General features: G+C 64.8%; 17 protein-coding genes and 1 tRNA gene. 7 read left to right on the forward strand and 11 right to left on the reverse strand.

Annotated elements, in window-relative coordinates; genetic code table 11:
- Positions 1–2: 2 nt before the first annotated feature.
- Entirely contained in the window at positions 3–2,645 is a 2,643-nt protein-coding gene (gene alaS, locus IT549_RS06415) for an alanine--tRNA ligase (RefSeq protein ID WP_292971012.1), read from the forward strand.
- Between the two features lie 52 nt (positions 2,646–2,697).
- Positions 2,698–3,636 (forward strand): DUF4189 domain-containing protein, encoded by a 939-nt coding sequence (locus tag IT549_RS06420; protein ID WP_292971014.1) that lies wholly within the window; start codon positions 2,698–2,700, stop codon positions 3,634–3,636.
- 236 nt (positions 3,637–3,872) lie between these two features.
- Here the strand turns inward: IT549_RS06420 and IT549_RS06425 are convergent, their stop codons facing one another.
- From IT549_RS06425 to IT549_RS06440, 4 genes are all read right to left on the reverse strand, one after another.
- Positions 3,873–4,691, reverse strand: a complete 819-nt coding sequence (locus IT549_RS06425) for a carbonic anhydrase family protein (RefSeq protein ID WP_292971016.1) — start codon at positions 4,689–4,691, stop codon at positions 3,873–3,875.
- A 97-nt stretch (positions 4,692–4,788) separates the two neighbouring features.
- Complete coding sequence (locus IT549_RS06430) at positions 4,789–6,570, reverse strand: cation:proton antiporter (protein WP_292971019.1); 1,782 nt, start codon at positions 6,568–6,570, stop codon at positions 4,789–4,791.
- Between the two features lie 17 nt (positions 6,571–6,587).
- Complete coding sequence (locus IT549_RS06435; RefSeq protein ID WP_292971022.1) at positions 6,588–7,247, reverse strand: hypothetical protein; 660 nt, start codon at positions 7,245–7,247, stop codon at positions 6,588–6,590.
- On the reverse strand, positions 7,244–8,467 hold the full coding sequence (locus IT549_RS06440; RefSeq protein WP_292971025.1) for an NADP-dependent isocitrate dehydrogenase: 1,224 nt from the start codon (positions 8,465–8,467) through the stop codon (positions 7,244–7,246). The genes IT549_RS06435 and IT549_RS06440 overlap by 4 nt, the downstream gene beginning before the upstream one ends.
- A 134-nt stretch (positions 8,468–8,601) precedes the next feature.
- Here IT549_RS06440 and IT549_RS06445 point away from each other — a divergent pair, with 134 nt between their 5' ends.
- Positions 8,602–9,369 (forward strand): crotonase/enoyl-CoA hydratase family protein, encoded by a 768-nt coding sequence (locus tag IT549_RS06445; protein WP_292971028.1) that lies wholly within the window; start codon positions 8,602–8,604, stop codon positions 9,367–9,369.
- Positions 9,370–9,545: 176 nt separating this feature from the next.
- On the opposite strand, the gene IT549_RS06450 is transcribed toward IT549_RS06445, so the two are convergent.
- Both IT549_RS06450 and cpdR read right to left on the reverse strand, forming a co-directional pair.
- Positions 9,546–9,620 (reverse strand) — tRNA-Val (locus tag IT549_RS06450).
- A 78-nt stretch (positions 9,621–9,698) separates the two neighbouring features.
- A complete protein-coding gene (gene cpdR / locus IT549_RS06455; protein ID WP_292971031.1) occupies positions 9,699–10,073 on the reverse strand; it encodes a cell cycle two-component system response regulator CpdR in 375 nt (124 codons plus the stop codon).
- A 148-nt stretch (positions 10,074–10,221) separates the two neighbouring features.
- Here cpdR and IT549_RS06460 point away from each other — a divergent pair, with 148 nt between their 5' ends.
- Entirely contained in the window at positions 10,222–11,175 is a 954-nt protein-coding gene (locus tag IT549_RS06460) for an N-formylglutamate amidohydrolase (protein ID WP_292971033.1), read from the forward strand.
- Positions 11,176–11,470: 295 nt separating this feature from the next.
- On the opposite strand, the gene IT549_RS06465 is transcribed toward IT549_RS06460, so the two are convergent.
- Together IT549_RS06465 and IT549_RS06470 are read right to left on the reverse strand one after the other, a co-directional pair.
- The gene (locus IT549_RS06465; protein ID WP_292971036.1) at positions 11,471–12,244 is read right to left on the reverse strand and encodes a SapC family protein; all 774 of its coding nucleotides are present in this window, start codon (positions 12,242–12,244) and stop codon (positions 11,471–11,473) included.
- 58 nt (positions 12,245–12,302) lie between these two features.
- On the reverse strand, positions 12,303–13,751 hold the full coding sequence (locus tag IT549_RS06470) for an FAD-binding oxidoreductase (protein ID WP_292971038.1): 1,449 nt from the start codon (positions 13,749–13,751) through the stop codon (positions 12,303–12,305).
- Positions 13,752–13,894: 143 nt separating this feature from the next.
- Between IT549_RS06470 and IT549_RS06475 the strand changes: the two genes are divergently transcribed.
- Positions 13,895–14,365, forward strand: a complete 471-nt coding sequence (locus IT549_RS06475; RefSeq protein ID WP_292971041.1) for a hypothetical protein — start codon at positions 13,895–13,897, stop codon at positions 14,363–14,365.
- A 124-nt stretch (positions 14,366–14,489) separates the two neighbouring features.
- Positions 14,490–15,884, forward strand: a complete 1,395-nt coding sequence (locus IT549_RS06480) for a DEAD/DEAH box helicase (RefSeq protein WP_292971043.1) — start codon at positions 14,490–14,492, stop codon at positions 15,882–15,884.
- Between the two features lie 368 nt (positions 15,885–16,252).
- On the opposite strand, the gene IT549_RS06485 is transcribed toward IT549_RS06480, so the two are convergent.
- The gene (locus IT549_RS06485; protein WP_292971116.1) at positions 16,253–18,562 is read right to left on the reverse strand and encodes a UvrD-helicase domain-containing protein; all 2,310 of its coding nucleotides are present in this window, start codon (positions 18,560–18,562) and stop codon (positions 16,253–16,255) included.
- Positions 18,563–18,635: 73 nt separating this feature from the next.
- On the opposite strand from IT549_RS06485, the gene IT549_RS06490 reads away from it, so the two are divergent.
- Positions 18,636–19,892, forward strand: a complete 1,257-nt coding sequence (locus IT549_RS06490; protein ID WP_292971118.1) for an MFS transporter — start codon at positions 18,636–18,638, stop codon at positions 19,890–19,892.
- Here IT549_RS06490 and rsmD read toward each other — a convergent pair.
- Together rsmD and IT549_RS06500 are read right to left on the reverse strand one after the other, a co-directional pair.
- Positions 19,867–20,421, reverse strand: coding sequence for a 16S rRNA (guanine(966)-N(2))-methyltransferase RsmD (rsmD, locus tag IT549_RS06495; RefSeq protein ID WP_292971045.1), 555 nt, complete (start codon positions 20,419–20,421; stop codon positions 19,867–19,869). The two genes, IT549_RS06490 and rsmD, sit on opposite strands and share 26 nt — an antisense overlap.
- Positions 20,418–21,245, reverse strand: a complete 828-nt coding sequence (locus IT549_RS06500; protein WP_292971047.1) for a pseudouridine synthase — start codon at positions 21,243–21,245, stop codon at positions 20,418–20,420. Before IT549_RS06500 ends, rsmD begins: the two co-directional genes overlap by 4 nt.
- Positions 21,246–21,260 lie beyond the last annotated feature (15 nt).

Genomic DNA, 21,260 nt, shown 5'->3' on the forward strand with positions numbered 1-21,260 from the left:
TTATGACCTCGACGAACGATATCCGCCGCTCCTTCCTCGATTACTTCGGCTCGCACGGGCACGATGTGGTGCATTCCGCGCCGCTGGTGCCCTACAACGATCCGACGCTGATGTTCGTCAACGCCGGGATGGTGCCGTTCAAGAACGTGTTCACCGGCCTTGAAACTCGCGACGTACCGCGCGCCACCTCGTCGCAGAAGTGCGTGCGGGCAGGTGGCAAGCACAACGATCTCGACAATGTCGGCTATACCGCGCGGCATCACACCTTTTTCGAGATGTTGGGCAACTTCAGCTTTGGCGACTATTTCAAGGATCAGGCGATCACCCATGCCTGGACCTTGCTGACCAAGGAATGGGGGCTACCCAAGGACAAGCTGCTGGCCACGGTCTATCACACAGACGACGAAGCGTTCGAACTGTGGAAGAAGATCGCCGGACTGCCCGAGGACCGGATCATCCGCATCCCGACCAAGGACAATTTCTGGGCCATGGGCGATGATGGCCCGTGCGGCCCGTGCAGCGAAATCTTCTATGACCACGGCGACCATATCTGGGGCGGCCCTCCGGGATCGCCGGAGGAGGATGGTGACCGGTTCATCGAAATCTGGAACCTGGTGTTCATGCAGTTCGAGCAGACGGCGGGCGAGATCGTTTCCGAACTGCCCAAGAAGTCGATCGACACCGGCATGGGGATCGAGCGCGTCGCCGCGGTGATGCAGGGCGTCCACGACAACTATGACACCGACACCTTCAAGGCGCTGATCGCCGCCAGCGAAAGCCTGACCGGGATCAAGGCCGAAGGCGAGCATCAGGCCAGCCACCGCGTGATCGCCGATCACCTGCGCTCGACCAGCTTCCTCCTGGCCGATGGCGTGCTGCCGTCGAACGAAGGGCGCGGCTATGTGCTGCGGCGGATCATGCGCCGGGCGATGCGCCACGCGCACCTGCTGGGCGCCAGGGATCCGCTGATGCACCGCCTGGTCGGCGCACTGGTGACCGAGATGGGCCAGGCCTATCCGGAACTGGGCCGCGCGCAGCCGCTGATCGAGGAAACCCTGCAGCGCGAGGAAGTGCAGTTCCGCCGCACGCTGGCCAACGGGCTCAAGCTGCTCGACGAAGCCAGCGGCGGGATGGGCGAGGGGGCAGAGCTGCCCGGCGAAGTCGCCTTCAAGCTTTATGACACTTACGGCTTCCCATATGACCTGACCGAGGATGCACTGCGTTCACGCGGGATCGGGATCGACCGCGCCGGTTATGACGCCGCGATGGCCCAGCAGAAGGCTGCCGCGCGCGCCGCCTGGAAGGGCAGCGGGCAGGCTGCCGACGACGAGGTGTGGTACGACATCGCCGAACGCGTCGGCGCAACCGAATTCACCGGCTATACCGCCGTCACTGCCGAGGCGCAGGTGATGGCGCTGGTCAGGGATGGCCAGGAAGTCGATCAGGCCAATGCCGGCGATCGGGTAACCGTGATCGTCAACCAGACCCCGTTCTATGGCGAAAGCGGCGGGCAGATGGGCGATGCCGGCTCGATAACCGGTGCCGACGGGCTGAAACTGGTGGTAACCGATACCGCCAAGCCGCTGGGCCGGCTCCATGCGCACAATGCCGTGGTTGAAACCGGTTCGGTGAAGCTGGGCGATACGATCAAGCTCGATATCGATGTGGCGCGCCGCGATGCCACACGGGCCAACCACTCAGCCACGCACTTGCTGCACGAGGCGCTGCGGCGGCGGCTGGGGACACATGTCACGCAAAAGGGCTCGCTGGTCGCGCCCGACCGCCTGCGGTTCGACTTCTCGCACCCCGCCGGGCTTTCGGCCGAGGACATTGCGGTGATCGAAGCCGAAGTGAACGCGCAGGTGCGCGGCAACGAGGCGGTGGTGACCCGGCTGATGACCCCCGACGATGCGATCGCGGCCGGCGCGATGGCGCTGTTCGGCGAAAAGTACGGCGATGAAGTGCGCGTGCTGTCGATGGGCACCGAACGCGGCAAGACCTATTCGACCGAACTGTGCGGCGGCACCCACGTGCGCGCGCTGGGCGATATCGGTGTGTTCCGGATCGTCAGCGAAAGCGCGGTCAGCTCGGGCGTGCGCCGAATCGAGGCACTGACCGGTGAGGGCGCGCGGCAGTGGCTGATCGGCCGCGAAGATGCGCTGAAGAACGCCGCCGGTCTGCTCAAGACCACGCCCGATGAGGTCGAGGCCCGGATCGCTGCCTTGCTGGACGAGCGCAAGAAGATGGAGCGCGAACTGGCCGAGGCGAAGAAAGCGCTGGCGCTGGGCGGCGGCGGGGGCAAGGCCGAAGCTGCCGACGAAGAGGTGGGCGGTGTCACGTTCTCGGGCCAGGTTCTCGATGGGCTCGACCCCAAGGAACTGCGCGGGCTGCTCGATGCGGCCAAGAAGCGGATGGGTTCGGGCGTGGCGGCAATCGTTGCGGTCAACGATGGCAAGGCGAGCATCGCTGCGGCCGTGACTGACGACCTCATCGGCAAGATCAGCGCGGTCGATCTGGTCCGCGCCGGGGTCGAGGCGCTGGGCGGCAAGGGCGGCGGCGGCCGGCCCGACATGGCCCAGGGCGGCGGCCCCGATGGCAGCAAGGCCGCCGAGGCGATCGCCGCGGTGAAGGCCGTGCTAAAGTGACCTAGTACAACGCCGATCGGACAGGGATGGGCTCGCCGTGGTATCGGACGGTATGAGACTCGATCTGCGTGCCATTCACCCGTGCAGCAGAGCATTTCGTTTGGCTTGTGCCGTGTTGCTGGCAGGGTTCGCTTTCGGCATGTCCGGAGTGTCGCCGGCTTTGGCGCAATGTGAAGTCGAAGTGCGCGACAACAATGGCTTCACGACTGGGTGCCTAAAGCTCAAGGACGCGGATCCGACCGAGGCGTACGAACCGGAGTCGGTAGATCCCGTCTGGTCCAACAGTTTCGTTGCGGTAGCCTTTCATCCTGAAGCGCGCGATTTCTGGGCCGTCTCGAATGTGCCAAGCCGTGAGCAAGCCGAGAGTAAGGCATTAGGGGCCTGCCGCAAGGCAATGGGCAACGGCTGCTGGATCGAGCGCTGGGGCTACAACACATCAATTTCTGTTGCGCGCGATCCGCGGGGCTTCTTTTTTGCCGATGGAGGACCCGATCCAGCCAGCGCAGATCGCGCCGTGCTGGAAAAATGCCAAACCGCCGGATGGCAATGTGACTTGATCGATCATTTCACTGCCGCCCCGGTCAGCCATGATCCGCGCGAAGCGCCTCCGCTCAGGCAAAACGGTCGATTGCCGGGTCGATCACCCTCTTTGGCGATGTCCTTTGCGAGCTTGGCGGTTCCAAAGCCCGAAGATGTCAAGCGCCGCTACTTCCTGAGCAGCGGCAGACCGACCCGTGAGCGCGCGGACCTGGACGCGATCGCCTTGTGCGAGGCACAGCTGAAAATTCAGTGTCAGGCGATCTATGTGATTGGGAGCGGTGCGCTTCATCAGGTTCGCACTAGCAAGGGCGGCCAATTTTGGACCGGCTCGCAGCGACGGGATGAGGCTGAGCGTCAAATCGCCAAATGGTGCGCCGACGACGGCGTTACCTGTCACATCGCCGCTGTGTACCCTGCCGAGGATACGCGAAACGAGGCAATCGCCGAATAGCGTTCGCCGGATTGCTAAGTTCCGGTTCCAAGGGCTCGTGCTACAACGCTTGGCTTCGCTGCCGCTTTGAACATTTCATATGATGCAGTCGTCACATTGCGGACGCGAAATCTTGCCCTTGCTCTCGTCGGGATGCAGTGAGACCCGGTGCAAAAAATCGAGTGGGCCTGGTGAGCGTTGGTGCATGAGATGTCTTCTCGCAAGGCACCAGCCCGCTTGGCCATTCCCTGTTTCCGTCAGTTCACCCCGGCGACCAGCAGCCGTCCGTTGCGCGGTTGGATCGGGCGGGCGTTATCACCGACAATCGCGTGAAGTACCGCGATCTGGGCAGCGCTGGCCGTGACCGGCTGGATTGCAACATGCCAGCGCACGCCCTCGCTGCAGGGCGGGGTGGTCAACGAACCGTCATAGCGCCACACCGCGAGGCTGGCGGGCAGCAGTCGGGCCGGATCGAGTGTAACCCCACCCACGACATGCGCGGCCGCCTGCTGGCGGGGGGCAGCCTTGATGACCTTGTCGAGCTCGGGATTGTGTGCGCCTTCCTCGAACAGCACGCCCAGCACCGCGAGATTGCCGGCATGATCGGCATGCACGAAATGCGCGACCATCGGGTAGGGCACGCCATAGACAGTCTCTTCGGAAGGGGTGTGGAAGTGAACCTGCACCAGCTTGTAGTGTGAAATCCCGCTCGACAGGATCGAGCCGTCGGGGAAATTCACCTGCACCGTATGGCCGTTGTTGAGGATGCTCATCTGCCCCGGGCGGTAGTTCGCGCGCACGCTGATCCGCCCTTCGATGTCGGCGCCGCCCAGGTCGATCGGCGATTGCATCCGGCCCAGCTTGCAGGTCTTGAACTCATCCGCCAACGCGCCCCAGCTGTCGGGACCGCCTTCGCCGCTGTAGCTCCAGTGCGGAGCGCTGCCAGCGTGGGCCGGGGCCGGGCCCGAAGGGTGTTCCGGCCGGTCATGGGATCCCGGCGCGCGGCCGGAATTGGCCAGCGCAGGGGCGGCGAGCAGCAGGGCGGCAATGGCGGAACGGGCTAGGCGGCTTGGCATGGATTCCCCGCAGGCTGATTGGATCGGCTGCGGGGTGTAACTGCGCGGCGCTAAGCCAGCGCCAAAGGCGGGCTCTGCAATTTTACCGGCTGGTCATTCAGGATTGGCTGCGCTCGCGCAAGGACGTGCTCTTCAGCTTGGGCATCTCGTCCAGCTCGCCCTGTTCCATGATCAGCGCACGCATCTGGTCGCGCTTTTCATGGATCGAGGCGATTACCGGGCCCATCGCCACTCCCAGATCGACCAGCACCGCCTCTGACAATTGCAGCGAGCTTTCGAGCGTTTCGGGCACCGCGTGGCTGGCTCCGGCGCGATAGAGTTCGGCGGCGTGGCTGGCATCGCGCGCACGGGCGATGATCGGTAGGCCCGGCTGGGCGGCGCGCAGGCGGCGGACCAGCCGCTGGGCGACCACCGGCTGGTCCATCGTCAGGATCACCGCAGTCGCCTCGTCCAGCCCCAGCCGCTCCAGCGCATCGGGCCGGGCGGCATCGGCAAAGCGCGCCGAAAGCCCGAAGCCGCGCGCTTCCTTGACCAGTTCGGGATCGACATCGATCATCACATAAGGCTGGTCGTGCTCTACCAGCAGTTCGGCCACCAGCCGGCCCACGCGCCCGCAGCCCACGACAATCGCGTGGTGCGGGGCAAGCGCTTCGTCGCTGCCGGGCTGCATGGCATGATCGACCTGCCGCGCGGCCCAGCGTCCGGCGATCGCCAGGATCGGGGTAATGGTCAGCCCCAGCGCGGTGACCACTTCCCAGAACTGCGCCGCGCTGGGCAGGATCAGCTTGCCGGCTTCGGCGGCACCCAGCACGATCAGGGTGGTTTCGGACGGGCTGGCCAGCAGGATTCCTGCCTCGGTCGCGGTGCCCGCACGCGCGCCCGACAGGCGCAGCAGCAATGCGGTGACCAGCGCCTTGGCGCCCAGCACCAGCGCGGTAGCCAGCAGGACCTCACCCAGCCGGTCCCAGACCATACCCAGGTTCAGCCCCATGCCCACAGTGATCAGGAACACCCCCAGCGCGAGACCCTTGAACGGGGCGATCATCGCTTCGACTTCGCCGTGATATTCGGTCTCGGCAATCAGCAGTCCGGCGACCAGCGCGCCGACGATTGGCGAGAGCCCGACCGCGCCGGTTGCCAGCGAGGCGCCGATCACCACCAGCAGGCTGACCGCAAAGAACAGTTCCGGGCTTTTGGTCTGTGCCGCCTGGTCGAACAGTTTGGGCAGCAGGAAGCGCCCGCCGCCCAGCAACGCGACCAGCACCAGGCTGCCCAGCACCAGCGTGTTGAAAATAGCCCCCAGGTCGCCGGCCTGATCGCCGCGGCCCAGCGCGCCGAGCAGGAAGATGATCGGCACCAGCGCGATATCCTCGAACAACAGCATGGCCAGTGCCGACCGCCCGACCGGGGTGCTGGTGCCAGCGATCTTCAGCACCAGTGCGGTGCTGGACAGGGCCAGTGCGAGCCCCAGCGCGAGCGCCGTGGCCAGCGAATTGCCCAGGACCATCAGGACCAGCGCGATCAGCATCGCACTGCCAAAAAGCTCCTTTGCGCCCAGCCCGAACACTTCCTGCCGCATCGCCCACAGCCGCTTGAACGACAGTTCCAGCCCGACCGAGAACAGCAGCAGCACGATCCCGAATTCGGCGAAGGGTTCCAGCCGCACCGGATCGCTGATCGTCACCCAGCCCAGCCAGGGATTGCTCACCGCCAGACCGCCCAGCCCGAACGGGCCAACCAGAATCCCGACCAGGATAAACCCGATTACCGGCGTTATGCGAAAGCGCGCAAACAGCGGGATCACGATGCCCGCTGCCCCCAGGATCACCAGCGCATCGGATAGTGAGGAACTTGCGGCAATGGTGGTCGGTTCGGCCATAGTGCGACTATGGCAGGCTAGCGCGTCTGGGCAAAGAGCTCGTCTACGTCGCCGCCGTTGGCCTCCAAGATCGCCGTGACCCTGGTCCGGCCTTCGTAATAGGGCAGGGCGGGATTGTTCGGGTCGGACTTCTTCATTGCTGCGACTTCGTCCGCATTGAGTGTCGATTCCCGTGCGACATAATCACAATAGCCCTCACGCAACCAAACGGGCTTGGTCATATCCACAAAGTTGCCGAAATGGCGTCGCTCCATGCCATGGCATTTTTCGTGCGCGATCACACCAGTGATCGTTCTGGTCCGGCCATCGCCCAGACCGTTGTTGACTTTGTCGGATTGCACGTCAGTGCGATTGAGTATCACGTCTTCACGAAGAGCACGGGTCAATCCGAACGCGAAATGGGATTGCAGTGCCAGGACACGCCAGCGCCAGCCACCGTCTGTGAGGAATATCCGCCGCCCCTCGCTGCCACTGGCAAGCGGGCTTTTCGCAACTCGCGTGTTCGCATCAGTCAGGATTGCCGACATGCGTGCGGTGGGGATTGGTGCGGTGGACCAGACGTGATCGGCGCCGAATTCCTGCTTGTAGGGAAAGGCCAGAACCTCTGGCGCCAGAAACGGTGCAATTGCAACCAGCGTTGCAATTCCCAGCATGCCCTGGCGCCAGCGTTTGGTCACTGCCAGTTCTTCATCTCGGTTTCGAGGTTCTGCACGATCGCTTCGAAGAAGCCCTCGGTGGTCAGCCACGGCTGGTCGGGGCCGATCAGGATCGCCAGGTCCTTGGTCATCTGGCCGCCTTCGACGGTATCGATGCAGACGCGTTCCAGCGTTTCGGCAAAGCGCACCACATCGGGGGTGTCATCGAACTTGCCGCGATAGATCAGCCCCCGGGTCCAGGCGAAGATGCTGGCAATCGGGTTGGTGCTGGTCTGCTTGCCCTGCTGGTGCTGGCGGTAGTGGCGGGTCACAGTGCCGTGGGCGGCTTCGGCTTCAACGGTCTTGCCATCCGGGGTCATCAGCACCGAGGTCATCAGCCCCAGCGAGCCGAAGCCCTGGGCAACCTGGTCAGACTGGACGTCGCCGTCATAGTTCTTGCAGGCCCAGACGAACTTGCCCGACCACTTGAGCGCGGAGGCGACCATGTCGTCGATCAGACGGTGTTCGTAAACGATCCCGGCGGCGTCGAACTTTTCCTTGAAACCTTCGGTTTCGAACACTTCGGCAAACAGGTCCTTGAAGCGCCCGTCATAGGCCTTGAGGATGGTGTTCTTGGTGCTGAGGTACACCGGCCAGCCCAGGCCCAGCCCATAGTTGAAGCTGGCGCGGGCGAAATCGCGGATCGAATCGTCAAGGTTGTACATGGCGAGCGCCACGCCGGGCGAGGGGTAGTGGAACACTTCCTCGTCGATCTTGCTGCCATCGTCACCTTCCCAGACCAGCCGCAGCTTGCCGGGGCCGGGCACGACAAAGTCGGTCGCCTTGTACTGATCGCCAAAGGCATGACGGCCGACCACGATCGGATCGGTCCAGCCCGGGATCAGGCGGGGCACGTTCTGCATCACGATCGGTTCGCGGAACACCACGCCGCCCAGGATGTTGCGGATCGTGCCGTTCGGGCTCTTCCACATCTTCTTGAGCTTGAATTCCTCGACCCGGGCCTCGTCCGGGGTGATCGTGGCGCACTTCACGCCCACGCCGTACTGCTTGATCGCATTGGCGGCATCGACAGTGATCTTGTCGTTGGTCTCGTCGCGCTTTTCGACGCCGAGATCGTAATACTTCAGATCGATGTCGAGGTAGGGCAGGATCAGGCGTTCGCGGATCCACTGCCAGATGATGCGGGTCATTTCATCGCCGTCGAGTTCGACGACCGGGTTCTTCACCTTGATCTTGGCCATGCTGCTCTCTTTCCCGGGGAAGGTGTTTCAAGGGTCCCCTTAGCAGGTCGATTGTCGCGCGCAAGTAAGGGCTGGACGCAAAGCCTGTGGCGCTTTAATCGAACGGTTAAAGACCCAACGAGAGGACCAAGACCATGAGCGAGGAAAATCCCGTCCTGACCCAAGTCGAAGACGGCGTGCTGATCGTCACGATGAACCGGCCCGAAGCCAAGAATGCGATGAACAAGGCCCAGGCCGAAGGGATCGCAGCGGCGATGGACCGGCTTGAAGCCGATGGTGACCTGCGCTGTGCGATCCTGACCGGCGCGAATGGCACTTTCTGTTCAGGCATGGATCTGAAGGGCTTTCTGCGCGGCGAACGGCCCAGCATCGAAGGACGCGGCTTTGGCGGGCTGACCGAATGGACCCCCAGCAAGCCGGTGATTGCCGCGGTTGATGGCTATGCGCTGGCCGGCGGGCTGGAACTGGCGATCAGCTGCGATCTGATCGTGGCCAGCTCGGGTTCGAAGTTCGGGATTCCGGAATCGAAGCGCGGCCTGGCTGCTGCTGCCGGCGGGCTAATCAAGCTGCCGCGCCAGATCCCGCCGCGGATCGCGATGGAACTGGCCCTGACCGGCGATTTCATCGACGCCCAGCGCGCCTATGATCTGGGCCTGGTCAACCGGGTGGTCGAAGGTCCGGCAATCGAAGGGGCCAAGGAACTGGCCCGCGCTATCGCTGCCAACGGTCCGCTGGCGCTGATCGCCTCGAAGGCAGTGATTCGCCAGTCGCACACCTGGAGCGATCAGGACATGTGGACCAACCAGGGCGCGATCGTGATGCCGGTGTTCGTCAGCGAAGACGCCCGCGAAGGCGCAGCGGCCTTCGCCGAAAAGCGCAAGCCCAACTGGAAGGGCAAGTAGAAGCAGCGCGGCGAGCGCAGCAAGCCGCTCTCCAAATCCCCCTCCCGCTTGCGGGAGGGGCAAGGGGAGGGCCTGTTCCAGCCCACGCCAACATTCCCTCCCCCGACCCCTCCCGCAGGCGGGAGGGGAGCCAAATGCAAAAAGGGCGGCCTGATGGCCGCCCTTTTGAGTCCTGATGGTGGGCGTAGCAAGGATTGAACTTGCGACCCCTACGATGTCAACATAGTGCTCTACCACTGAGCTATACGCCCGCACCATTCAGGTCTGCCAGGGGCCGTCGCCCCTGACAGGGGAGCGCCATTAGCCGCGCTCCCGGGGATTGGCAAGGCCTAGATCGACGCCTGTGCCTGTTGGCCGAAAATTCGTTCCACTTCCAGCACCAGATCCTTGAGATGGAAGGGCTTGGACAGCACCTTGGCCTGCGGTGCCTCGCGGCTGGCCTTCAGGGTCACGGCGGCAAATCCGGTGATGAACATCACCTTGGTCTTGGGGCTTATTTCGGCGCAGCGCTGGGCCAGCTCGATCCCGTCCATTTCAGGCATGACGATGTCCGACAGCAACAGATCGTATTCGCCATCTTCCAGCAGCGGAACCGCCAGGGTACCGCGATCAACCGCGGTCACATCATAGCCGGCGTTTTCCAGCGCGCGGGCCAGGTAAGTGCGCATGGCCTCTTCGTCTTCGGCAAGAAGGATGCGGATCATTGAGCGCTTATCCCTGGTCGCTGGTGTTGTACTGTGCGCGTTTTGGCGCGTTCGGCAGGTTCTATACACCCTTCGGGTTAACAATCTCGCCTGCATTTCCGGGCTGACTTACTTTGACACAAACCGCCAGTGCGGCCAGCAAGTCTGGATGGAATCGGGTTCTGACAGATCAGGCGATTCGCGGCGCCGCGAAGGGGGATCGATCCCGGGTGCCAACGGGATTCCGGCCTTCTCGCTGTCCGCGCGTGAGCCGTCCGAATTGCCGGTCCTGATTGCGGTGCCGCATGCCGGGCGGGCATATCCGGGATCGCTGCTGGAACGGATGCGCAATCCCGGGTTTGCCGCGCTCAAGCTGGAAGACCGCTATGTTGACCGGCTGGCCGAACAGGTCGCGCGCGAAACCGGCGCCAGTCTGCTGGTGGCCCACGCGCCGCGCGCGATGATCGACCTCAACCGCGCGACCGACGATGTTGACTGGGATATGTTCGCCCGGGGCCGGCCCGACAACCTCGGCAGCTACACCCCCGGGATGCGGGTGCGCAGCGGGCTGGGCCTGATCCCGCGCCGCCTGCCGGGACTGGGCGAGTTGTGGAAGCGCCGACACGAGCAGGAAGACCTGTCCACACGGATCGATTCGATCCATGCGCCGTACCATGCCTGTCTGGCTGAAACGCTGACCGCGCTGCGCGACCGGTGGGGGGCCGCCTTGTTGATCGACCTGCATTCGATGCCGCCGCTGGGCTTCAGGGGCGGGCAGGCTGCGCCAGAATTTGTGCTGGGGGATCGGTTTGGCGCGACATGCCACGGCTCGCTGGTCGGCAGCTGCTTTGGCTATTTCGCGGAAATGCGGCGCGGCACCGCGCACAACCGGCCCTATGCCGGTGGCTATGTGCTGGAACGCCATGCCCGCCCGGATGAAGGCATCCACGCCCTGCAGCTGGAGATCGATCGGTCAAGCTATCTCGATGCGCGCATGGTTGAACCGGGGGCGGGCTTTGCCGGGATAGTCGGCCTGCTTTCCGGGCTGGTTCGGCGGCTGGCGGGCGAGGTGGCGGACCTGGGCCGGCTTGGCGGCCAGCCGTGGGCCAACGCGGCCGAATAGGGATTTCTTTCCGCTTCGCTGAAACGGGCCGGTGTTGTTTCCACGTCAGTGGAAAAATCTCAAACCCAAGAAAAAACCACCTCGTGCAGGGAGCACGAGGTGGCCAAGGTTCAGGGAGGAGGTACGCTTGCGCGCACCATGTCCAACTGAGCCATGAGGGAAGCTGCAGCCAGACGGTGGTTAAAATAGGCCTGATGCATTTCGGGCGCAAGCGAAGTCTTGCGCATACGAATGAAAAGGCGCGATTCCGGCTATTTGCCGGAACCGCGCCCAATACTTCGGCGTTACGACTCGATCAGGCGGCAGGTGCCGGGACCGGGCCCTTGCCCTGCTGGACCTGACGGCCGAACACTTCGCTCATGTGTTCAAGGCTGAACAGGTGGGCATAGATCAGCGCCAGCATGCCGTTCTGGTTCAGCGTGCGCAGCACATCACCGCGCAGTTCGCGCAGCTTTTCCTGGTCGATCATCTTGAAGCCGCGATAGACGAACGGCTGGTCGTTGCCCTGCTGCTGGATCGAAACTTCGCCGTCCATCAGCAGGTCGAGCTTTTTGAGTTCTTCCACGAAGGCGGTGGTGCGGAAGCCGGCTTCCTCGAAGTTGCGGCAGAATTCCAGCGTCGCCTGGCAGGCTTCGCTGGGTTCGGCACCGTTGAACAGCGCCGTGCCTTCCGGGAATTCGCCAACCAGATCGCTGGTGGGATCGAAGCACAGCGAAAGCTCTTCGGTGTCCGGAGTCAGCTTCGCCAGCATGAAGGGATAGCGGCGGGCATAGGCCGGGACATAGACCGGGGTGCTCAGCTTGCCGTCATCGTCGAAGAACACGTTGACGTTTTCGTTCAGGCCCATCAGCGCCAGCGGCACCGGGTTGTCGCTGATCGAGAAGATCACCGGATAGTGGCGCGAGGCGTGGACGAATTCCTCTGCAGTCAGCGGAATCGCGTGCTGGCCGACCAGCCACTTGGCGTTTTCGGTGGTGCGGCTGCTCCAGTTCGCGTGATCGCGGCTGTTGAGCGGCATCAGGTCCTGGTAGAACATCGGCAGGTTGGCGGCTTGGGGCGCGCTGGCCATGGGTAATCTCCGGTAAGTGCAACAGAATTGCCGGATCGCCCGGCGCGAAACCGCGCCTTTAGGCGCTGGAGCCGCCGGGCGCAAGCGCCAGCAGCTTGCCGGGATTCATCAGCTCCAGCGGATCGAGCGCGGCCTTGACGCTGGCCATGATCGCCAGCCCCACCGGATCGCCCAGCCGCGCCAGTTCATCGCGCTTCATCTGGCCGATGCCATGCTCGGCGGAAATGGTCCCGTGCCACTGGGTGACGAGGTCATGGACCCGGCGGCTGGCGGCCTTGCCTTGGGCTTCTTCCCATTCGCCGCGCACCGCGCCGGCCGGGCCGGTAACGTGGAAATGGACATTGCCATCGCCCAGGTGGCCAAACGCAAAGGCCCGGCAGCCGGGGAACTCGGCCTCGATCACCGGGATCGCCATGGCGATGAAACCGGCCATGTCGGGCACCGGCACGGCAATATCATGCTGCACCGCCGCCCCCTTGGCGCGCAGCGCGGCGGAGATCGATTCGCGCAGCGTCCAGAAGGCCTCGGCCTGGCCTTCCGAGGCGGCGATTGTCGCATCCTCCAGCAGGGTCTGCCCGGCGGCCTGTTCGAGAAGGTCCAGCGCAAGGGCATCAAGATCGCAGTCCGGATCTTCGCTCGCCAGCTCGATCAGCGCGTGCCAGGCGTGCGATCCGGCCAGCGGCGCGCGGGCCTGGGGCAGGTGGGCCAGCACGGCGTGCAGGCAGCTGTCCGGGATCACCTCGAACCCTTCAAGCGTGGTTCCCGCCGCGCGATCGGCCAGGACCAGCAGCTTGCGGGCCTGCTCGATCGAGCCCACCCCGGCCCAGACCACCCGCCGCCCGGCGAGTGCCGGGGCCAGCGCCAGCGTCGCGGCGGTAACCACCCCCAGCGTGCCTTCCGCGCCGATGAACAGCTGCTTGAGGTCAAAGCCGCGATTGTCCTTCTTGAGCGGGGTGAGCGACGTCCAGCGTGAGCCATCGGCCAGCACCGCCTCGATCCCCAGCACCATGGCCCGCATCGAGCCGTGCCGCAGCACCTGCGTGCCCCCGGCATTGGTCGAGATCAGCCCGCCGACCGTCGCCGATCCCTTGCCGCCCAGGCTGAGCGGAAAGCGCAAGCCGGCCTGCTCGGCGGCGGTGTGCAGGTGCTGCAGGATCACACCGGCGCCGCAGGTTACCTGCCGCGCCTCCACATCGACCGGCCCGATCGTGTCGAGCCGCCGCAGCGAGAGCAGCAATTGCCGTCCGCTGGCATCGGGCGTGGCGCCGCCCGACATGCCGCTGTTGCCGCCCTGCGGCACGATTGCCACCCGGTGCGCGGCGCACAGCCGCATCAGTTTTGCCACTTCAGCCGCATCGGCGGGCGAGGCGAGGGCGCAGGCCTGCCCGGTATAGCGCCCGCGCCAATCGGTCTGCCACGGCGCCAGCAAATCGGGATCCTGCGTGAACCCGCGCGGGCCTAGCAGCGCGGCGGCGGCATCAAGAAAGGTCTGGTCGGGTCCGTTCATTGCAACCCGGCTATGGCACAAGCCGGGGGGACAGGGCCAGAGGGGCTTGAATCCGCGCGCCAGCGGGTTAAGCGGTGGTTCAAGGATCGGGGTTATATAACGGGTCGATGAATCCTGTCGTGCAACTGCTTGCGCCACTGGTGATGGTGCTTCCTGCCCTGGGCGGGGACGTGTCGCCGCAGGGCGCCTACCCGTCGGTTGATCCGGCGGCGGCGCCGGTGGCCGAGCAGGTTTCGATCCAGCAAAGCGTGACAGTCCGGATCAGCCCGCGCCCGGCCCCCGCACCGATGCAGTCGGCCTTTTTCGCGCCCGGTTTCGACAACACGGTAGAACCGCGTTTTATCGAGCGGAAGTTTGGCAAGTGCCTGCCGATCAACGCGATTTTCGGGGTCCAGCCGGTTACCAACAGCTCGCTGCTGCTGATCCTGCGCGACAACCGGATGATCACTGCCCAGTTGGAAAAGGGTTGCCAGGCCCGTCAGTTCTATTCGGGCTTCCTGGTCAAGCCCAACGCCGATGGGCAGGTCTGCGTCAGCCGCGATGCGCTGCTCTCGCGCACGGGGGCCTCGTGCCAGATCAGCGGGTTCAAGCAGATCATCCAGTTGGGCGGCTGAAACCTGCGCATAACACGCGCGATTCCTTGACTCCTGCCGCCCAATGCGCCTAGGGCGCGCGCGTGTTCGGCCGGGGCATTCAGGGCCAAACCACAGAATTTCCTCCTGCATTGAAGAAGCGCTTATGAAGTTTGCCGATCTCGGCCTGTCAGACGAATTGCTCAGCGCGGTTGCCGCGAAGGGGTACGACGCGCCTACGCCGATCCAGGCCCAGGCGATCCCCAGCGTGCTGATGATGAAGGATCTGATCGCGATCGCGCAGACCGGCACCGGCAAGACTGCCAGCTTCGTGCTGCCGATGATCGATGTTCTGGCCCACGGCCGCCGCCGCGCGATGATGCCGCGCAGCCTGATCCTGGAACCGACCCGTGAACTGGCCGCCCAGGTCGCCGATGAATTCGCGCTCTACGGGGTCAACCACGATCTCAAGATGGCGCTGCTGATCGGCGGCGTGCAGATGGGTGATCAGGTCAAGGCGCTCAACGAAGGCGTGGATGTGCTGATCGCCACCCCGGGCCGGCTGATGGACCTGTTTGAACGCGGCAAGATCCTGCTGACCGGCTGCGATCTGCTGGTGATCGACGAGGCCGACCGGATGCTCGACATGGGCTTCATCCCCGATATCGAGACGATCTGTTCCAAGCTGCCCGCCAACCGCCAGACTCTGCTGTTCAGCGCGACCATGCCGCCGCCGATCAAGAAGTTGGCCGACAAGTTCCTGAGCAACCCCAAATATATCGAGGTTGCCCGCCCCGCCACCACCAACACCAACATCGCCCAGCACAAGGTGCCGGTCGCCTCAAGCCGGGTGAAGCGCGATGTGTTGCGGCACCTGCTCAAGACTGACGATGTCGCAACCGCGATGATCTTCTGCAACCGAAAGACCACGGTGCGCGAACTGAACAAGAGCCTGCAGCGCCACGGCTTTGCCAGCGCCGAAATCCACGGCGACATGGACCAGCCGCAGCGTCTGGCCGAATTGCAGCGGTTCAAGGATGGCGCGGTCAACATTCTGGTCTGCTCGGACGTTGCCGCACGCGGGCTCGACATCAAGGGCGTCAGCCACGTCTTCAACTTCGACACCCCCTGGCACCCGGACGATTACGTCCACCGCATCGGCCGCACCGGCCGCGCCGGCGCCACCGGTCGCGCCTTCACCCTGGTTGCGCCTGAAGATCAGGAAGCGATCGAGAACGTCGAAAAGCTGACCGGCGGCAAGGTTCCGGTGTTCGAAGTGGTGCTGGAAGGGAAGGGCCCGCGCGAAGAGCGGCCCCGCCGCGAAGAGAAGCCCAAGCGGGAAGACAGGCCCAAGCGCGAACCGCGCAGCGAACGTGCCCCGCGCGAAGAGCGGAAGGATCGGGAAGAAGCGCCGCGCGCCGAAAAGCCTCGCCAGGATCGCCCCAAGCGCGACGGCACCAAGCCGCCCCGCCGCGATGACCGCCGCCAGGCCGAAGAGCAGGACGAACCGGGTGTATGGAACGGCCCGGTGCCAAGCTTCCTGGGCGTTTCGGCGCTGTAATCCTCCCCGTTACGGGGAGGGGGACCATCCGCATAGCTGATGGTGGAGGGGTACGCGCGGTGATCACTCCGCCGGTTTGACGCGCCCTTTACCAACTTCGACAATTCGCGCGACAGCGACTTCAAACTCTTCAAGCACAACCTTTGCTGGTGCTCGCAAAGTTGCAATTCTCTGTGCGCGAAGGAAAGCTGAACTTTTTAGATCCTCTCCATTTTTGGCCTCTGCCACAAATGGGGAGGTGGCAGACGCCGCAGGCGGCTGACGGAGAGGCTTCAAGGCCAGCGTCGATACCCCTCCGTCAGCGGCTAGACGCCGCTGCCTCCTCCCCAAATGCGCCATTCGGCGAATTTGGAGAGGATCTTGAGGGCCTACTCCGCCAGCTTCACAAAGCTGTCGATCACCCGCTTCGGCCCGGCGTTTTCGAACTCGATCTCCAGTTTGTTGCCTTCCTGCGAAGTCACCACGCCGTAGCCGAACTTTTCGTGGAACACCCGCACCCCCACGCCGACATCGCCGCGCGGTTTGGCGGCGAAGCTGGCGGCGCTGCGGGTGGCTTCGGGCAGGCGGCGCGGGGTGGGATCGTATTCGCGGGCGCTGGCCCGTTGCCAGCCGGGGCCGCGGGTCACGGTGCGGGCGGGCTGGGCCCTGGCGACATGGGCAAAGGGATCGCTCGCCTCGCTCCACTGTGCGCGCCACAGCGAAGCCCCGCCTGACAGCGTGGTTTCCTGCATGATGTGGGCTTCGGGCAGTTCGGCGATGAAGCGGCTGGGGATCGAGCTGGTCCACTGGCCATAGATCCGCCGGTTGGCGGCATGAAGGATCGTCGCCGCGCGCCGCGCGCGGGTGATCGCGACATAGGCGAGGCGGCGTTCTTCCTCCAGCGCGGCCAGCCCGCCTTCGTCGAGCGCGCGCTGACTGGGGAACACGCCTTCTTCCCAGCCGACCAGATAGACGTGATCGAATTCCAGCCCCTTGGCGGCGTGGATCGTCATGATGGTCAGCTTTTCGGTGTCGTCGGCCGCGTCGTTGTCCATCACCAGGCTGACGTGTTCGAGGAAATCGCCCAGCGTCTCATAGTCTTCCATCGCGCGGGCCAGTTCGGCCAGGTTCTCCAGGCGCCCTGCGCTTTCCGCGCTCTTTTCGGCCTGCAGCGCGGCGGTGTAGCCACTTTCGTCCAGCACGGTCCGCGCCAGTTCTGCGGGCGTGGTCTGCCTGGCAAGATCGCGCCAGCGCGCGACATCGCGCATGAAGGCGAACAGCGTGTTGCGCGCGCGCGGCGGCAATTCGTCGGTATCGACCAGCTCGACCGCCGCCAGGCTCAGCGGGACGCCGCGAGACCGGGCGTGGCGGTGCATCTTTTCCAGTGCCTTGTCGCCCAGGCCGCGCTTGGGGGTGTTGTAGATCCGTTCGAACGCCAGGTCGTCGCTCGGCTGGGCGATCAGCCGCAGGTAGGCGAGGGCATCGCGGATTTCGGCGCGTTCATAGAACCGGAAACCGCCGACGATCTTGTAAGGCAGGCCGATCGCGATGAAACGGTCTTCGAACTCACGGGTCTGGAACTGGGCGCGAACCAGGATCGCCAGCTCGGCCAGCGATGCGCCTTCGCGTTCCAGCCGCTCGGCCTCGTCGCCCACCCGGCGCGCTTCCTCGGGCCCGTCCCAGACGCCGATCACCCGCACCTTGTCGCCGCCATTGCGGTCGGTCCACAAGGTCTTGCCCAGCCGCTGGCTGTTGGCGTCGATCAGGCCCGATGCGGCGGCCAGGATATCGGGGGTGGAGCGATAGTTCTGCTCCAGCTTGATCACCTTGGCGCCGGGAAAATCCTTTTCGAACTTAAGGATATTGGCCACTTCTGCGCCGCGCCATGAATAGATCGACTGATCGTCGTCGCCCACCACGCAGATGTTCTTGTGCCCTTGCGCCAGCAGCCGCAGCCACAGGTACTGAACCTGGTTGGTGTCCTGGTATTCATCGACCAGGATATATTTGAAGCGCTGCTGGTAACTTTCCAGCACGTCGCGGTGCTTCCTGAGCACGTTGAGCATGTGCAGCAACAGATCACCGAAATCGCAGGCATTGAGCGCCTTCAGCCGGTCCTGATAAAGCCGGTAGAATTTCTGCCCCTGGCCATTGGCATAGGCTTCGGCATCGGCGGCGGAGAGGTCTTCAGGATTGAGGCCCTTGTTCTTCCAGCGATCGATGCATTGCGCCAGCTGGCGCGCGGGCCAGCGCTTTTCATCGAGCCCTTCGGCCTGGATCAGCTGCTTGAGCACGCGCAGCTGATCGTCGGTATCGATGATGGTATAGTTCGATTGCAACCCGGCCAGTTCGGCATGGCGGCGCAGCAGCTTGGCGGCGATGGCATGGAAAGTGCCCAGCCAGGGCAGACCCTCCACCCCCGGGCCAAGCAGCCGGCCGACCCGCTCCTTCATCTCGCGCGCGGCCTTGTTGGTGAAGGTGACGCACAGGATCTCGCTGGGCCAGGCCATCCGGCTGCGGATGATATGGGCAAGCCGCGCAGTCAGCGCCGCGGTCTTGCCGGTACCGGCCCCGGCCAGCATCAACACCGGCCCCTGCGTGGTCAGCACAGCCTCGCGCTGCGGGGCATTCAACCCGTCAAGCAGCGGGTCGGGCAGGGATTCGGCGGGTGGTTGCACCGGTGAACAACTAGGGAACATTGCCTTGCGACGCAAGGGCGCGCGGCGGGTTTCGGTTGACAGCGGCGCGGCGGGCGGCAACCCGCTATCGGGCATGAACCCGATCCGCCAGAACGCTCGCGTCCTGACCGCTGCCCTCACCGGGACGGCGGTTGAATTCTATGACTTCTACGTTTTCGCGACCGCGACGGCGCTGGTGTTCGGGGCGCTGTTCTTTCCGGCCAGCAGCCCCGAAGCGCAGGGCGTGCAGGCCTTCATGGTGTTCGGAATCGCTTTCCTGGCCCGGCCGATCGGCGCGGTGGCCTTTGGCCATTTCGGTGACCGGGTGGGGCGCAAGGCGACGCTGGTTGCCTCGCTGTTGCTGATGGGCGGATCGACGCTGCTGGTGGCGTTCCTGCCGGGCTATGCCAGTGCCGGGTTCGTCGCGCCGCTGCTGCTCTGCCTGCTGCGCTTTGGCCAGGGCTTTGGCCTGGGCGGTGAATGGGGCGGGGCGGCGCTGCTGGCGGTGGAGAACGCGCCCAAGGGCTGGGAATCCCGCTTTGGCGCCGCGCCGCAACTGGGCGCGCCGGTGGGGTTCCTGGCTGCCAACGGGCTGTTCCTGGTGCTGGGGATGAACCTGTCCGACGCCGATTTCCTGAGCTGGGGCTGGCGGGTGCCGTTCCTGGCCTCGATCGTGCTGGTCGCGATCGGCCTGTGGGTGCGGCTCAACCTCAGCGAGACTCCCGCTTTCCGCGAGGCGCTGGCGCATCGCCCGCCGCCGGCGGTGCCGCTGGGCACTCTGCTGCGCCATCACTGGGGTGCGGTGCTGGCGGGCAGCGCCGGGGTGGTGGCCTGCTTTGCGCTGTTCTATCTCTCGACCGCCTTCGCGCTCGATCTGGGCACCCGGCAGCTCGGCTATGGCCGCGAGCAGTTCCTGCTGCTGCAACTGGGGGCAAATTTCTTCCTGGCACTGGGGATCGTGCTCGCGGCAACATTGGCCGACCGGTTTGGTGCCGCCCGTGTGCTGCTGGTGGGGGCCTTGTGTACCATCGTGGTGGGCCTGCTGTTCGGCCCCGGGCTGCAATCCGGATCGGCCCAAGCGGTCTTCGCCACGCTCTCGCTCGCGCTGTTCACGATGGGCTTCGTCTATGGCCCCTTGGGGGGCTGGTTGGCCGGTTTGTACCCCGTTGAGGTACGCTACAGTGGCGTTTCAGTCGCGTTCAATGCCGGCGGAATTCTCGGCGGGGCGGTCACCCCGTTGCTCGCCAAGCAGATGACCAACATCGGAATGGGCGGATCGATCGGACTGCTGCTCTCCGCCGCGGGAATCCTGACTTTCGTGGGCGTCAGCCTGGCTCGCTCGGCGCGGTAAACAGCGTCAGCCGGGCCTTGCCGACCTTGCGATCGACCGCGAATTCGAGCCCCTTGACCCGCGGTTCTTCGTCGACGGCGGTTTCCAGGCTGATCCAGGTCTGCGGACCGATCCAGCCGAGCCGCCGCAGCTTTTCGATCGCCACCGCGCCAGCCCCCGAATGGTAGGGTGGGTCGAGCAGGATGAGGTCGAGCGGAGCCTTGGCGGGGCCCAGCGAAAGCACCGAACTGGCCCGCACATCGCTTCGGGCCTGGGTCTGCAAATTACTGATATTACTGCGCAAAGCGCGGATCGCTGGAGCGTCCTGCTCAACGAAGATGCAGCTCGCCGCGCCGCGCGACAGTGCCTCAAGCCCCAGCGCACCCGAACCGGCGAACAGGTCAGCCACCGCCAGCCCCTCGAACGAGCCAAGCCGGCTGACCAGCATCGAAAACAGCGTCTCACGCGTGCGATCGGCGGTGGGGCGGGTGGTGTCCCCAACCGGCGCAACCAGCTTGCGCCCGCGCCATTCGCCAGCGACGATCCTCACTTGCGGCCCTTGCGCAGAACCCGGTTGCGGGCATGCTCATGCCCCTGGCGCGGCGCACTGCTGGAGGCGCCCAGCTTGAGACTGCCCATGAATCGCTCGACATCCTGCGGCCGAATTTCTACTGCCGCACCACGCGGCAGGTCGAGCAGCTCGAACGGGCCATAGGCGGTGCGGATCAGGCGGCTGACTTCCAGCCCGAGATGCTCCAGAACCCGGCGAACTTCGCGGTTCTTGCCCTCGGTAATGGTCACCTCTATCCAGCGATTGCGCCCGGTTGAGCGTTCTAGGTTGGCATCGATCCGGCCATAGCGGATCCCGTCGATCTCCACTCCCTCGATCAGCCCCTCGAGCTGGTCCTGCGTGACATCGCCAAAAGTTCGCGCGCGGTAGGTACGCGGAATGCCGGAGGAAGGCAGCTCCATCGCCCGCTTCAGCCCGCCATCGTTGGTCAGCAGCAGCAGCCCTTCGGTGTTGAAGTCGAGCCGGCCGACCGGCATCACCCGGCCGGCATCCTTGGGCAGGGCATTGCGCAGCGCGTTGTAGATTGTCGGCCGCCCGGCGGGATCGCGTTCGGCAGTGATCAGCCCGGCCGGCTTGTGAAAGGCGAACAGCCGTGCCGGATCGGGTGCCTTGACCGGCTTGCCGTCAACGCTGACGCCCTTCAGGCTGGTCAGCAGCGTGGCCGGGGTGGTCACCACCTCCTCGCCGATCTTTACCCGCCCTTCGGCGATCATCCGTTCGACTTCGCGGCGGCTGGCAATGCCGGCGCGGGCCAGCAATTTCGCAATGCGGTCACCCTCACGGGGAGCGTCTGGTTTGGTCATGCCCGGCCCATAGGC

Source organism: Novosphingobium sp., assembly GCF_020852455.1.
Lineage (GTDB): Bacteria > Pseudomonadota > Alphaproteobacteria > Sphingomonadales > Sphingomonadaceae > Novosphingobium.